The 16,411-nt window shown below is 39.8% G+C and carries 4 protein-coding genes; all 4 read left to right on the top strand.

All coding sequences use genetic code 11. The features are described 5' to 3' along the window. Nucleotides 1-9: 9 nt before the first annotated feature. The 4 genes from MKY23_RS22460 to MKY23_RS22445 all read left to right on the top strand — a co-directional run bounded on the left by MKY23_RS22460 (nucleotide 10) and on the right by MKY23_RS22445 (nucleotide 16,408). Complete coding sequence (locus tag MKY23_RS22460; protein WP_339832338.1) at nucleotides 10-7,161, top strand: amino acid adenylation domain-containing protein; 7,152 nt, start codon at nucleotides 10-12, stop codon at nucleotides 7,159-7,161. After that, complete coding sequence (locus MKY23_RS22455) at nucleotides 7,139-8,056, top strand: kinase (protein ID WP_261764725.1); 918 nt, start codon at nucleotides 7,139-7,141, stop codon at nucleotides 8,054-8,056. Before MKY23_RS22460 ends, MKY23_RS22455 begins: the two co-directional genes overlap by 23 nt. Nucleotides 8,057-8,102: 46 nt before the next feature. After that, nucleotides 8,103-9,365: an MFS transporter gene (locus MKY23_RS22450; RefSeq protein ID WP_154960821.1), complete on the top strand. Its 1,263-nt coding sequence runs from the start codon at nucleotides 8,103-8,105 to the stop codon at nucleotides 9,363-9,365. Nucleotides 9,366-9,427: 62 nt separating this feature from the next. Further along, nucleotides 9,428-16,408, top strand: a complete 6,981-nt coding sequence (locus MKY23_RS22445) for an amino acid adenylation domain-containing protein (RefSeq protein ID WP_339832332.1) — start codon at nucleotides 9,428-9,430, stop codon at nucleotides 16,406-16,408. Nucleotides 16,409-16,411 lie beyond the last annotated feature (3 nt).

Below are 16,411 nucleotides of genomic sequence, written 5' to 3'. Positions count from 1 at the left end.
ATCTATTTCATGAACTATCTATCGAAAGAGAACGTTTCAGAAGTTCTGGAATTATCTCACATTCAAAAAGAGTATTTACAACAACAGGTTGTAAACCAGCTTGTATTTGAACTCCCCTTGAATATAGACAGAAACCAAATCCAAAGGACATGGGATACATTGGTTGAAGATTCTCCTGCACTACGAACCATTTTTCGTTCTTTAAAAAATAGAACGGTACAAGTTGTACTCAAATCGATACCAATTGAATTGCATTGGATGGATAGAGAGGCTGTATCTTTGGCAGATCAACAGGTTGAGATTGAACTTGTTGCCAAAGAGTACAGAGGCGAGTTTCTTATAAGCGAAGAACCTTTGCATAGAGTAGCTATCCTTACATTTGGACAAGAGAGAACTGTTTTAATATGGACATTTAATGTTCTGAGCATAGATATGCATAGTTGTGAGCTTTTATTTGACAAATGGATGGTACAAGCGAAGGCAATTCAAGATAAGGACTTACGTTACGGGGATATAAAAAGTTATCTTCAATGGGAAGCAGAGCAAGATGGGAAGCCTGCTCAGGATTATTGGTCCGATAAGATGGAAGAATACTCCTTTTCAGCTCTCCAAGTGCCTGAGACTCAATCAAGTTCTGAAAGCCAAAGTATATATAAAAAACTGAATGCGGACCTTCCGGAAGATCTGGTTGATTTGATTAAAGAGTGTAGCCGTCAACATAACACTTCTGTGAATAGCATAGTGTACTCTGCCTGGTTGCTCTCATTACATGTGTATACAGGAGACGTAAACGTCGCTTGCGGCTCTACTCTGACAGCAGATTTCGAAACATTCCCCGCCACCGATGAGATGATAGGGTCATTTAGTCATTCTTTACCTATACAATTCAGATTGGACTCCAGTCAGAAGTGTATCGATGTAATTCAAGATGTGGAATACCAATTGAAGTCTATAAGAACTTTCGGTAGTACAACAGTAACGATGGTCAAAAATAATACTTCTTCTCCACAGGACAGATTGTTATTTGATACAAATGTAACGATTAATCATGACCGATCTATAGAGAAATCACATGGTGTTTTGTTTAAGAAGAGCCAGTCCTTTTTGGAAATCTTCATTACCATGGGAACGAAATGGAATATTGAATTTCATAATTCAAGCGGAGCATCGCTGGAACAACTAGAACATATCATGCTTCATTTTCAAACCATCCTGAGAAGTGTGGTTGTAGGAATGAATCATAGTCTTGATACGTTAACTTTACTGCCAGAGACTGAACGTAAACGCTTAGTACATGACTTTAATCAAAGTAATATTCCTCCGTTTTCAGTTAGCCGTACGCTTAATGAGATTATTGAAGAGCAGGTAAGAAAATATCCAGATAAAATTGCGGTCATATGTAATGAGAAGTCACTAACATATCAGGAGATAAACGATAGAGCAAACCGATTGGCAGGTTGGCTTCGAGATCAACATCTCAAGTCAGATGATCTAGTAGGCATATGGGCTGATCGAAGTATAGAAATGCTTACAAGTATAGTTGCTGTGATGAAGGCAGGAGGAGCGTATGTACCACTAGATATCTCGTATCCTGATAAGCGTTTGCAGCATATTGTGGATAATGGAAATATTTCTATTATGCTTATTGATCATCAAGTGAAAAGCCGATATTTTGAAGTTTTTCAGGATTCGAGCAAACGACCAAAGTTTTTTCCCATTCAAGCAGCGGTTGAAACCATAGAGGGGGATCATACCCTTTATCGTTTCCCAACGGATAATTTAAATGTCATTCATACCAACAACAATCTAGCAAATGTGTTTTTTACATCGGGTTCTACAGGTCAGCCTAAAGGAGCCATGATAGAACATGAGGGCATGCTTAACCACTTATATGCCAAAATAAACTTGCTGGGTTTGAATGAAAAGAGTATTGTTGCGCAGAATGCTTCCCACTGCTTTGATATCTCTGTGTGGCAATTTTTAGCCCCTCTTATGGTTGGGGGACAGGTTATTATATATCCAAATGAGGTTGCAATGGATCCTCTCCGATTGTTGGAGTCGGTATGCACAGACCAAGTTAATGTACTTGAGATGGTGCCTGCAATTAGTGAATTATTTCTTCAAAGTGCAACAGAGAACCGATTCAAGCTTGAACATCTGCATTATATGATTTCAACAGGAGAAGGCCTTTCAGTTCCATTATTGCAACGCTGGCAGAATAGCTACCCTGATGTGAAAATTGTTAATACATATGGGGCTACTGAATGTTCAGATGATACGTCCCATATCGTTATTGATAAGAATTACCACCATAATGACCATTATGTTGAATTAGGCAAGCCGATTCCCAATATGAAGCATTACGTGTTGGATTCATGGAAACGGATGGTTCCTATCGGATGTAACGGCGAAATATATATCAGCGGAATCGGAGTAGGTAGAGGATATTTAAATGACATCGAACGTACAGATGCTGCCTTTTTTAGTTATGATCTGCACGGAGAGGATATGCAAAAATTTTATAAAACGGGAGACTTGGGAAGGTATACGCCAGAAGGCAGGCTTATGTTTATTTCAAGAAGTGATTTTCAAGTCAAAATTAGAGGTTTGCGCATTGAATTAGGTGAGATTGAGTCGGTGTTACTGAAACATGATGAGGTAAGACAAGTCATTGTGGTTGCCGAAGCAAGGGACCACGGGGAACATGAGATTGCAGCGTATCTTGTTTTAAACTCCAATATTAGTGAAGAAGAATTAAGGGACTACATGGGAGGATTATTACCCGTCTATATGATACCGCAACGAATGATGATACTGGAGGAAATGCCTCTAAACCAAAATGGGAAAATTGATAGAAAAGCCTTACCCCTTATTGGGTTTAACTCAATTTCGGAAGAACATTATGTTGCTCCAGAGGGATATTGGGAAAATACGGTTACACAAATATGGTTAGATGTATTGGGTCTAGAAAGAATCAGCGTTGAGACACCCTTCTTCTCATTGGGTGGAAACTCACTAAAAACGATTCAAGTTCGCTCGCGTATTAAACAACATTTAGGGATTGATGTTTCAATTAAGTCTCTTTTTGAACATCAGACGATCCGGAAGCTAGCTATCTTCCTTAATCAAACTTCCACCCCAGAGGGTCATGAGCAACAAAGCATAGAGAAACTAGAGCCAGCTACATCCTATGCGATGTCAAACGCACAACATCGGCTCTACTTTTTAAATTTGTTAGAACCGAACAATCATTCATATAATATGTTAGTTTCTTTAGATTTTAAAAGGGAAATGAACCAAGCTATTTTCCAAAAAGCAGTTGTAGCTTTGGTAGATAAACACGAATCGCTTCGCACAACCTTTGTGCTCAACGATGGGGTGCCGGCTCAACGGATTAATGCCAAAGCCAGCATAGAGGTGAAATTCGAAGATATCTCAGCACTAGATCAGACTTCTCAGATGAAGAAGATTGATCAAATTGAACACGAAGAGAAGAGCTTTTCATTTGATTTAGAACAGGGACCTTTATTCAAAGTACAAGTCACCGAAGTGTCCGTTAACCATTTTATTATTTGGATGAGTATGCACCATATCATAAGTGATTATTGGTCTTGGCAGATTATCGTTAAGGACTTAATGGAGTTGTATGAGTCTTATAAAATAAATAATAAGTTCCCTTCTGTAAAGAATGCAACTGTGTACCATTATAAAGAATATGCGAATTGGCAGAATAAGCGATTTGAAAATGGAGAATTGCAAGGTATGAGAACCTACTGGCTTAATCAATTGTCAGGGGAACTACCTACTTTAAATATGCCTATTGACTATACAAGTTCGGTTACGTCCAATTTTAGCGCTAGTCAGGTAGACGGCTTTATCCCTATTGCTCAACTAGAGAAACTGAAAAAAATGTCATTAGAACATAACACTAGTTTATTTGTGACCCTTTTATCTCTATATGGTGTGTTACTAACTAGGCTTAGCCAACAGAAGGATTTGATTATTGGCACACCAGAGGCCGGAAGACATCAAATGCAATTTGAAGACGTTGTGGGATTTTTCGTAAATAATTTAATCCTTCGAATGAACTTTGAAGGTGATCCGTCATTTTTGGATGTATTAAAGAAAAATAGAGATATGACACTAGAGGCATATTCAAACAGTGAATATCCTTTTAATTTATTGGTTGAAGATCTGAAATTAGAGCGGAATTTTAATCGACCTACATTATACAATAGTCAATTTCAACTTATCCCATTAGAAGATGGTCTTCTGACGGATCAAATGAAAATCCAATTACGTTCGACTAAAAATTATTACATGGATGTAGATCTCTCTTTATTGGCAACTGAGGTCAAAGAGGGACTCAAACTAGAGTTGCAGTATAGAACGGATATTTTTAAGGAAGCCACGGTAAGTCGATGGATGAATTATTTTACACATATCGTTGAATCTGTTTTGACAACTCCAACGACTAAAATTGATCATATTCCTATAGTTACTGGTGAAGAACGTAATCTACAGCTTCATCAATGGAATCAAACTGAGAGAAAAAATTCAGGCAGATATACGGCAATCCGGCGTTTTGAAGAGATGGTTGAGCAATATCCAAGCCGTATTGCGGTAGAGCATCATCAGGAGCAGTTTAGTTATCAGGAACTTGCCCAAAAAGTCGATCAGTGTGCATCTGCTTTGTGTGCCAAAGGTATGAATCGAGGATCAAAGGTAGCTGTCAGTATGCGGAATTCCGCTAATCTGGTTGTGTCCCTTCTGGCTATCTGGAAAACCGGCGCTGCCTATGTGCCTCTAGATCCGTATTTCCCGCAAGAGCGTTTAGCGTATATGTTGGCCGATTCAGACGCCCAGTTGTTACTTGTTGATAATACAACATCCGCAACGTGGGAATCCCACGGCATTTCAACCTTGAATGTACAGACCCGGTTGGCATCATCCGCTACGACCGAAGAGAGTACCGTCGTGGATCGTTCTGAGCCAGAAGGATTAGCCTATATTTTGTACACATCAGGTTCGACAGGGAAACCTAAGGGTGTGGAGATTTCACATCAAGCATTGAGCAATTTTTTAACAAGTATGTCCGAAGAGCCGGGGATGAGTAAGGAAGATCGGTTACTGTCCGTAACATCGATTTCGTTTGACATCAGTATATTGGAGCTGTTTCTTCCTCTCACGACAGGTGCGAGAGTCCTCTTGGTTGACCGAGAGACGGCAACGGATGGCATCTCGTTATCACGTCTAATCCAAGAAAAAGAACCCACGATGATGCAGGCTACGCCGTCCACATGGCAGTTGTTACTTGCATCTGGATGGGAAGGAAGCCCGGAATTAAAGATTCTGTGCGGCGGGGAGAGCTGGTCGAGAGAGTTGGCTGGTCAATTACAGGCCCGAAGCAAGGAGCTTTGGAACATGTACGGGCCTACCGAGACAACCATTTGGTCGGCAATTCACCATGTCCAAGAACAGGAAGGAATGATTCCTATTGGGCGCCCGATTGCCAATACCCAGATGTATGTACTGGATCGCTTTAGGGAACCGGTGCCGATTGGTGTAGCGGGTGAGCTCTATATCGGCGGAGAAGGTGTAGCGAATGGATACTGGAACCGGGAAGAACTAACGGAAGAGAAATTTGTAGACAATGTGTTTACGGGAAAGGGCAAGATGTATGGAACGGGCGACTTGGCCAGGTACAATACGGAAGGTATTTTGGAATGTTTGGGGCGGATAGATCAGCAAGTAAAAATTAGAGGTTACCGAATTGAATTATCTGAAATTGAACACCAACTGCTGCAACATGAAGCCATTGAAAATGCGGTTGTGGTCTCGGTGCAAGTTGGTGAAGAAGCGCAACTAGCTGCGTACCTTGTACTCCAGCCGGACATATCTTGGCCTGGCCATCAGGCAATACGGCAACATCTGCAACAAACACTTCCTGAATACATGGTGCCTGTATTGTATAGGGAAATCGAGAAATTACCGTTAACACCTAACGGAAAGATTGATCGAAAATCATTACCGATGATCATAGACTTTCATCATGATAAATCGTATGTACCTCCTCGTGATTTACAGGAGTTAAAAATGACAAAAATCTGGGAGAAAGTTTTGAAAGTTCACCCAATCAGTGTCACCAGTAACTTTTTCTCGATTGGTGGACATTCCTTAAAAGCTATTCAATTATTACATGAAATTAACGCGGAATTTTGCACGGAATTACTTCTTGCTAGCCTTTTGAAAGAGCCAACAATTGCAAGTATCTGTGCACTTTTAAATGGGGAAAAACAAAATTTGGCTTCTTCTTATCTTATTCAACTTCAAGAAGGTGAGGATCGTTCAACAAGTCCACTAATTCTGATCCATCCGCAAGGGGGGGGCATTCTTCACTATTTCCATTTGGTTAATTCACTGGGAACGTCAGAGTGTATTTACGGAATTCAAGCCCCTGGTTATGAATCGGATGAAGAACCATTAAATAGCATAGAAGAAATGGCAGAACTCTATGTTACAGAGATCAAAAGAAAGATTCCTGCTGGTCCATATAAATTGATTGGCTGGTCTTTCGGTGGAATGGTTGCGTACGAGATGGCACGATTGTTTGAAAAGATGGGTGAGAAGATTGAATTTATTGGTTTATTTGATGTTCAGCCTCTCGACCAATCTATGAATATTTATGATGAATTTACAGAGCAAGATGCAATTATGTATTTTGCTACATTATTCGATCTAGATCCCCTCCAATTTGACGGAATAGATAGCGAGAACGCGCTAAATCTACTACTGGATGAAGCAAGGAAACGTGAGGATTGGCCAGTAGGAATGAGTTCCAAGCAATTAAAACAAAAAATGAATGTGTTGGTAGCTGCGGGAGAAGCGATGAGGAAATACAGATATGGCAATCCAATTAATTCTGATCTTCAGTTATTTTATGTACAAGAGGTATCTAAACATCTTCATAAACTAATTAATCCAAGCCACTGGAAACATCGAACCAAGGGCAAGTTAAGCACATTCCTTGTGCCTGGGGATCATAATACCATGGCGTTACCACCTCACGTAGACGAACTGGCTCAGATGATCATGACTTATTGGAATGAATACTCTGCAGAAGGTGGGAGGGAGAAGATTGATATCGGATCTCAAAAATAATGTAGTATCCAAAGAAAAGATTGGAATTGGGATGGCTTATGGTACTTTTGGAGAGTTATTACAAGGAATGACAGTGGAGAGTGACCAGGATTTTCTGGTTACTTTCCCTATCCAAAATTTCACTAAAGTCGTGTTTTGTTCTGATTCGACCCCACGATTAAAAGTCATACCGGAGTTCAAACAAAAATCAGCCAGACTAGCAACCGAAATTTTAAACATATTCAAGCTGCCGCCAGGTGGAACGATTTGTATTGAAAGTGACTTACCCGTGGGAAAAGGATTAGCAAGTTCATCTGCAGATCTGGTAGCTACTGCGAGGTCGATTGAATCCTATTATGGTATAACGATTCCCTTACAGTTACTGCAGAAGGTGATGAAAGAAATTGAACCGAGTGATGGAGTGATGTACCCGGAGGTCGTAGCTTTCTATCATAGGGAGGTCGAACTATTTGAAAAATTAGGTGTTCTTCCAAAACTTACGGTACTCGCCATAGACGAAGGTGGGGAGATTGATACGATCCAATATAATCGGAATAAAAGAGAATTTACGATCGAAGAGCGTACCCAATACACAGCTTTAATGATGCAGTTAAAGTTTGCTTTTTGTAATCAAGATGTGCATTCGATCGGTCAAGTTGCAACGAAAAGTGCCCTTTTAAATCAAGAGAGGCTAGCAAAGCAAAGTATCTCACACTTGCTTGAAATATCGGATAACTATAACGCATTGGGTGTTATCATAGCCCACAGTGGTACGTATATTGGTATTTTACTCTCCGATGATGAGACTGATTATAAAGATAAATTAGAAGCAATCCATGTAGATCTAAAAAACGTCTATGGAGAGGTTAAAATATTTCATTCCGTTTCTACGATTAGTAATGTGATGGACAATTAAAAGTTCTCACCTAGAAGGTGTAACAGTTCTGAGCTAGGAAAGGACGATGAATTTGGGGACAATTAAGTTTTTACAGCCTTTAAAAAACAAGCGATTTTCTTTATTGTTTTCAGGGCAATTGTTATCTGACTGTGGCAATTGGCTTGACTATATCGCCATATACACGTTACTAGTGTATACATGGCAACTTGGTCCTGATGCGGTGGCTGCTCAAGTTATTGCCGCAGGTGTCCCCTGGATATTTCTTGGGCCGTTGATTAGTGTATGGGTAGATCGTTTGCCTACTAAAGTAACTCTTGTTGTATCAGATATACTTCGGGCAATCATTGTATTTTGTTTATTTTTTACGACCTCGCTTTGGTTATTGTTAATGCTTGTTTTTCTAAAGAATTCAGTTGCTACAGCTTTTGAACCTGCAAGGATGAAAACAATTAAAAGTGTTATCCCTCATCAAGAACTTTCTCAAGCCATTTCACTCAGTCAAACTTCTGTTTATTTAATGAAAATTATTGCTCCTATTGTTGGTGGGGTTATTGCTGCTCAGACCTCCTCATCATTTATATTTTTAATTGAAGGTGTACTCTTTCTCATCTCTTCAGTGTTACTTTCGTTTATTCCAAATGATTTGAACCAAACACAATCTGTTGATAAGCCGAAGTTTTGGAAGGAACTAACAGGTGGGATCAAACATTTAAAAACGACATCTACACTTCTAATGGCAGTGATTCTAGTATCGGTTTCCTTGTTCTTGATATTTCTTTTTGAAGGTCTGTTTGTATTGTGGGCCAAGGAACAAAATCTGTCAGAGCAGGCTTATGGCATGCTTATCAGCGCAATTGGTCTTGGGAGCCTCGTAGGTGTTTTGGGCGGGGGGAGTTGGGAGGGATGGAAGAAGAGTCCCTTATCTAGTATAAGTAGTGCTGTCTTCATTTCAGGAATTCTAGTTACTATACTTGGAATTGGCGGTATGCTGTCTTTTCAGCTTCCAACTCTTGTTTGGAGTGCCATGGCATTTTGTGCCGGTGTATGTGCCGCATTCACGACTGTACCGTTCGGATATATATTACAGACAGAAACACCTTCCCATTTAATTGGGCGGGTTACCGGGAGTTCTAATGCACTTCAGAATGTATCTACGTTTCTCGCGCCATTACTGGGTGCATCATTGGCAGCTGCATTCTCGACTAACTTTGTATTTTTAGGAGCTGGAGTTGGTCTCGTGCTTCTTGGGGGAATCTCGACAATGACTGTACTCACCAATAAATCTAGAGATTCCTCCAATATAGAGCAGAAACAGGAAAATTATTAATTACTAGACACCTGTTTTAGATTTCATCAAACTTGAGGGTGATTGAATGGAGAGGTGCAAATATGGATACTTCCAAAACTTCTTTACTTGAAAATCAAGCCAATGAATATGAGAATTTTATTACGAGTAACCGACATATTGTTTTAACAAGCAAGGAACTGGATGAATTAAGTCTGATTTGTCAACAGGGACAAGTGACGCAACATGATATCTTGAAATTAACCTTTTATTTCTTATTGCAAAAATACAATTTTAATCGAGAAAACCCAGTCTATACTTTGAGTGGAAGGAAACTGGAGTCAGTATGTATTGATTATGCTGACAGTGATTCTTTCATTGACATCATAAAAGGGTTTTTAGATGGAAATGTATATCGACAAACAGTAGAATTTTCACAATTAAATATACAGAACCATAACAATTTCTTATTTGAGGAGAGAGAATTTGAGGAGAATATGGAGTGGTTTTTGGCCCCCAGGATCTCTTATGATATGGTGATGATTTACAGATTTCAGGGGATGAATCTAAACTGCTCTCTTTTGTGTGGTAAACAAACGAAACAGAGCTTGGATTTTATTAACCAGATGTTATCTCATTTTGAGAGATTATTAATAAACCTGATTGGTAATATACATAAGCCTTTTGGGAGAGTCAGTATATTAGATGAGAACGAATGCAATCGACAGTTGATCGAGTGGAATCAAACTGAGAGAAAAAATTCAGGCAGATATACGGCAATCCGGCGTTTTGAAGAGATGGTTGAGCAATATCCAAGCCGCATTGCGGTAGAGCATCATCAGGAGCAGTTTAGTTATCAGGAACTTGCCCAAAAAGTCGATCAGTGTGCATCTGCTCTGTGTGCCAAAGGTATGAACCGAGGGTCAAAGGTAGCTGTCAGTATGCGGAATTCTGCTAATCTGGTTGTGTCCCTTCTGGCTATCTGGAAAACCGGCGCTGCCTATGTGCCTCTAGATCCATATTTCCCGCAAGAGCGTTTAGCGTATATGTTGGCCGATTCAGACGCCCAGTTGTTACTTGTTGATAATACAACATCCGCAACGTGGGAATCCCATGGCATTTCAACCTTGAATGTACAGACCCGGTTGGCATCATTCGCTACGACCGAAGAGAGTGCCGTCGTGGATCGATCTGAGCCAGAAGGATTAGCCTATATTTTGTACACATCAGGTTCGACAGGGAAACCTAAGGGTGTGGAGATTTCACATCAAGCATTGAGCAATTTTTTAACAAGTATGTCCGAAGAGCCGGGGATGAGTAAGGAAGATCGGTTACTGTCCGTAACATCGATTTCGTTTGACATCAGTATATTGGAGCTGTTTCTTCCTCTCACGACAGGTGCGAGAGTCCTCTTGGTTGACCGAGAGACGGCAACGGATGGCATCTCGTTATCACGTCTGATCCAAGAAAAAGAACCCACGATGATGCAGGCTACGCCGTCCACATGGCAGTTGTTACTTGCATCTGGATGGGAAGGAAGCCCGGAATTAAAGATTCTGTGCGGCGGGGAGAGCTGGTCGAGAGAGTTGGCTGGTCAATTACAGGCCCGAAGCAAGGAGCTTTGGAATATGTACGGGCCTACCGAGACAACCATTTGGTCGGCAATTCACCATGTCCGAGAACAGGAAGGAATGATTCCTATTGGGCGCCCGATTGCCAATACCCAGATGTATGTACTGGATCGTTTTAGGGAACCGGTGCCGATTGGTGTAGCGGGTGAGCTCTATATCGGCGGAGAAGGTGTAGCGAATGGATACTGGAACCGGGAAGAACTAACGGAAGAGAAATTTGTAGACAATGTGTTTACGGGAAAGGGCAAGATGTATGGAACGGGCGACTTGGCCAGGTACAATACGGAAGGTATTTTGGAATGTTTGGGGCGGATAGATCAGCAAGTAAAAATTAGAGGTTACCGAATTGAATTATCTGAAATTGAACACCAACTGCTGCAACATGAAGCCATTGAAAATGCGGTTGTGGTCTCGGTGCAAGTTGGTGAAGAAGCGCAACTAGCTGCGTACCTTGTACTCCAGCCGGACATATCTTGGCCTGGCCATCAGGCAATACGGCAATATCTGCAACAAACACTTCCTGAATACATGGTGCCTGTATTGTATAGGGAAATCGAGAAATTACCGTTAACACCTAACGGGAAGATAGATCGAAAATTGCTAATGTTACAAGAAGTTCAGATAGAAGATTCAGATAATAAAATAATGCCTAGAAATACCGTTGAACAAATGCTGGCAGATATCTGGAAAGAAACTCTCAATCTTCAATCCGTCGGAGTGTATGATAATTTTTTTGAACTAGGGGGTCACTCTTTAGCGGCAACTAAAATGATGGTGCGTATCAATAGAATCATTCAAGGTGATTTGTCCTTGAGTGTAATCTTCAATGGGCCAACCATCGATGAGCTTGCTCATTTTATCCATACTTTAGGTATGAAACCATTGGTCGAACCTGCAATTGAGACAACTTCAAAGGGAGAAAGAACAAAGCCGTCCTTTGCACAAGATAGGGTGCTCTTTTTGGATCAACTACTTGAAGAGAGATACGTTTATAATGTGCCTTTTTTTATGGAGCTGAGGGGTGAGCTGAATCCGCTTATTTTTGAAGAAAGCATACTTGAAATTGTGAAAAGACATGAAGTTCTCCGTTCCGCTTTTAGTTATAATGGAGGATTCTCGGAGGTTCAAGTTCTTGAAGCTGAAATTTCGTATAAGTACCATGATTTTATTAGGCTTTCAGAGCAGCAAAAGGTTACTCAAACCGATACTCTTTTTCAAGAGCTGATCTGTATGGAGTTTATATTGGATCATCCGCCTTTGTTTCATGTTTCATTAATTCGTCTAGACAGAAATAAATATATAATGGGCCTTGTGTTCCATCATATCATTAGTGACGACTGGTCTATTGAGTTATTTATGAAAGAATTCTCCATGTTTTATGAAAATAAAGTGTTTAATAGGAAGAATGAAATGACTCCACTTACTATTCAATACGGAGATTATGCACTCTGGGAACAGTTGCCGATGCAATCTAAACAAATGAATGAGCATTTGGAGTATTGGAAGAAAAAGCTGAATCGGGATTGGTCAGCTCTTGCTTTACCTTCTGATCGTAAGCTTGTTAAGAAAGCATCACATAAGGGAGATGTATTTAACTTTGTTATACCTAAAAATATAACAGCAAGACTCCTGAACCTTGGCGAAGAAAATAACAGCACAATGTACATGGTTTTACTCACGTTATTTCAAATTTTGTGCTATAAATATTCTGGTCAATCTAAGTTTCTAATTGGATCACCTGTTAGTAACCGAAATCGAATTGAAACCGAACATGTTATAGGTTTTTTTGTGAATACGGTTATTATTTCTGCTGATGTAGGGGGAGATCTGACATTTAAGCGGCTTCTACAGGATGTACGTCAAACGGTATTGGAAGCTTTTGAACATCAAGTTCCATTGGATAAGTTAGTGGAAGTTCTGAAACAAGATCATTCCAGAGGGGATCATTCTTTAATCCAAGCCATGTTTCAAGTTGCCCCAGAAATTAGGCTATCCATGGAAGGGATAGACATTCAAGAAAAATCAGTCGGGATAAGTACCTCCAAGTTTGATATTAGTTTAAATATGAAGATCAGTCATGAAAGTTTATATGGACAAATCAATTATCGGACAGACTTATTTAGCAAAGAGTGGATAGGCCAATTCAGCAAACATTTTCAGAAATTAATCGTAAATGCCGTTGAAAACCCTGAGATTCAGATTAGTCAGCTACAACTTCTTGATCCTGATGAGTTAAAAACAATCGCCATTCAAGCTAATGTTGAAGGTGCGCACTTGGCAGGAGCGCATGTTATAGATCTATTTGAAAAACAGGTTCGTGAAACCCCTCAACATATCGCAGTAACTTATGAATTGGAAGAGATAACGTATGAACAATTAAACCAACGTGCCAATCAAATCGCACACTTTTTAATAGAGGAACAGGCAAGCAAAAAGATAGACATTGTAGGTATTTGTATAGAAAGATCGATCGATATGATTACTGTATTGCTAGGAGTTTTAAAGGCAGGGGTAGCTTATCTGCCGCTGGATCCGGCGATTCCTAAGCAAAGATTGCAATATCAACTTCAAGACTCGGAAGTCGAATTTGTGTTTACTAGTGGATTCTCAGATGCATTTCTCTCGATAAACGACACTATCCGAACAATAGATTTGGAGAGCGAGCGGACTCAATCTCAATTGGGTCGTCAGCCTACAATAAATCCAGCGTGTCATGTTGAGGGGACAGATCTAGTTTATTTGATATATACTTCAGGCTCCACAGGGTACCCTAAAGGAGTTATGGTGGAACATCGAAATCTTATGAATTACTTATCCGGTACGCAAAAATCCATTCGTTTAGAGGTGGGTTCTAGTTATGCCACAGTATCTACTCTTGCTGCTGATTTAGGGAATACGATGATTTTTCATTCTTTAATTAGTGGGGGTGTGCTACATGTCATAAGCAAAGAAAGAGTGTCAGACCCTGAGCAATTCGCCACCTATTTTCGTAACAATCCAGTAGATTGTTTGAAAATCGTTCCTTCACATTTGAATTTTCTATTGTCCGCTACTGAACCCAAAGATATTCTGCCTAAGCGGCGCATCGTCTTAGGGGGAGAAGCATTATTATGGGAGCAAGTGGACATCATATGGAGCTTACAACCGGAATGTGAGGTCATTAACCATTATGGTCCAACAGAAACGACAATTGGGGTGGCTACGCATACATTGAAGAAAAATATGCCTAGATACTCTTCTGCCGTTCCTTTGGGTTATCCCATAGCTAACACTGAATTCTATATATTAGACGAAGCGTTTCAACCTGTGCCGAGAGGCGTTAGGGGCGAACTATACGTAGGAGGACCTTCTCTGTCTCGCGGATATAGAAATCAAGATGAAATGACAGCTAAGAGTTATGTGACATTCCAGCATCATCTTCATAATAGTAAGAGGTTATACCGTACAGGAGATTGGATCAGGCAGCTCCCGGATTCTTCAGTGGAGTATTTAGGACGACAGGATGATCAGGTGAAAATTAGAGGCTATCGCATTGAAATACCTGAAATTGTATCGGTTTATAAAAAGCATCAACATGTCCGTTCAATTGTTGTACAGATCGAGAACCATCAGACCCATGAATTAGTTGCTTACGTTGTCTCTGACCATCCTAAATTTTTGCAATTGGTTGAATTAAGGGATTATGGATTGCTGCATCTGCCTAATTACATGGTGCCTGCTAAATTTTATGTTTTGGATGCTATTCCTCTCAACATGAATGGCAAGATAGATACATTTGCTCTAGCTAAGGCTCCAGGTATCAAAGAGCTTAAGCCACAGAGACAGAAGGATAAGTTCACAGAAGATGAACAAAAAATCAGAAAAATATGGGCTGAAATTCTTCAATTACAGCCTGCTGAAATCGGACTCTATGACAACTTTTTTGTGTTGGGTGGACATTCTCTGTTAGCTACACAAGTCATATCAAGCATTAGGAAGGAGTGGAGAAAAAATATTCCACTGTCTTTTATTTTTGAATATGCTACTATATTTGATTTGACGAAGAAGGTTGTGAGTACGGAGGCACCTACCATTTCTGCATCTCAAGAGCAACTTGAGAAAGTTCAGACAAATGGAAAACTATCCTCTGCTCAACAAAGACTATGGTTTCTGGATCAATTGGAAGGCAACACAGCATTGTACAATGTCCCTAAGGTAATTCGGATCGAAGGCAATTTTCAGATGGATATTATGGCAAGAAGTCTAAAGAAAATTGTGAAACGTCATGAAATTTTACGTACAAGGTATGAAGAAGTGCATGGCGAACCTGTGCAAACTGTGCAAGAAGACATCGATTTATCGATCATTGTATTGGATATGCGCAACAGAACAAATAGTATACAGTGTGGTTTAGATTACTTGAAAAATGAAGCCAAAGTTCCATTTCATTTGAAAGAAGATTCTTTAGTTCGTGCCTACATGATTCAGACCCAAGATTCTGAATTTCTGTTTATGTTAAACTTTCATCATATTGCTGTGGATGCCTGGTCACTCCGTATCATTTTTAAAGAAATTGAGTATTATTATGGCGAGCAGTTTAATGGTGAACAACGGGAGTGTCTCCTGGAACCTCCTCAATACGAGGAATTTGTAAAGTTAGAGCAGTATAAGTTAAATAACCAATATGCCAAAGAACAACTGAGATATTGGAAAGATACATTAGAGGGCAGTAACGCTAATGTGACATTACCTACAGATCATGCGAGACCGGATAAGTTATCCACCCAGGGAGCTACGTATTATATTTCAGTTTCGAACCAATTGTACAATGAACTCATTCATTTCAGCCGATCACAAGGTGTCAGTTTATTTACAACGACTTTATCTGCCTTTGGTGTGTTGATGTATACAATCACAGAGCAAGAAGAGATTTGTATAGGTACTCCTATAGCTAACCGGACGGATAAAGAAGTTGAGGGGATTGTGGGATTTTTCGTCAATACAATTGTCATTAAAATGGAGCTATCTTCGAATCCATCTTTTATGCAACTCCTTAGACGTATTCAAGGAAGAACATTAGAAGCGTATGATTATGCGGATGTTTCATTTGAACAATTAACCGAAATGTTATTAGAAAAAAGAGATACAGCCTACTCTCCTTTCTTTCAGATGATGTTTGAAACAAGTAAAGAATTAATGCTAAATCTCCCTCACTTGGAATGCACACCTCAGCATTTAGATGCAGGTACGTCCAAGTTTGATCTGAGTATTAATATAATTGAACAATCTAACAGCATGCTTATAGCATTAGAGTATAATACTGATTTGTACGATAAAGAAACGATCTGTTTGTTCTCTGATAAATATATTCGGATTATGGAATCAATTATGGCGAATCCTAATCAAAGGTTAAAACAATACAGTAGTACCGTGAATACAATTTCAACAGAAGAACTGGATGATTTATGGAACTAGTAC

The organism is Paenibacillus sp. FSL R7-0272 (genome assembly GCF_037969905.1).
Lineage (GTDB): Bacteria > Bacillota > Bacilli > Paenibacillales > Paenibacillaceae > Paenibacillus > Paenibacillus polysaccharolyticus.
This window is presented reverse-complemented; position numbering and strand designations above follow the sequence as displayed.

Excerpts from the sequence above, each read along its gene's own strand:
- MKY23_RS22460 (WP_339832338.1), top strand. The coding sequence starts at position 10 with ATGAACTATCTATCGAAAGAGAACGTTTCAGAAGTTCTGGAATTATCT.
- MKY23_RS22450 (WP_154960821.1), top strand. The coding sequence starts at position 8,103 with ATGAATTTGGGGACAATTAAGTTTTTACAGCCTTTAAAAAACAAGCGA.
- MKY23_RS22445 (WP_339832332.1), top strand. The coding sequence starts at position 9,428 with ATGGATACTTCCAAAACTTCTTTACTTGAAAATCAAGCCAATGAATAT.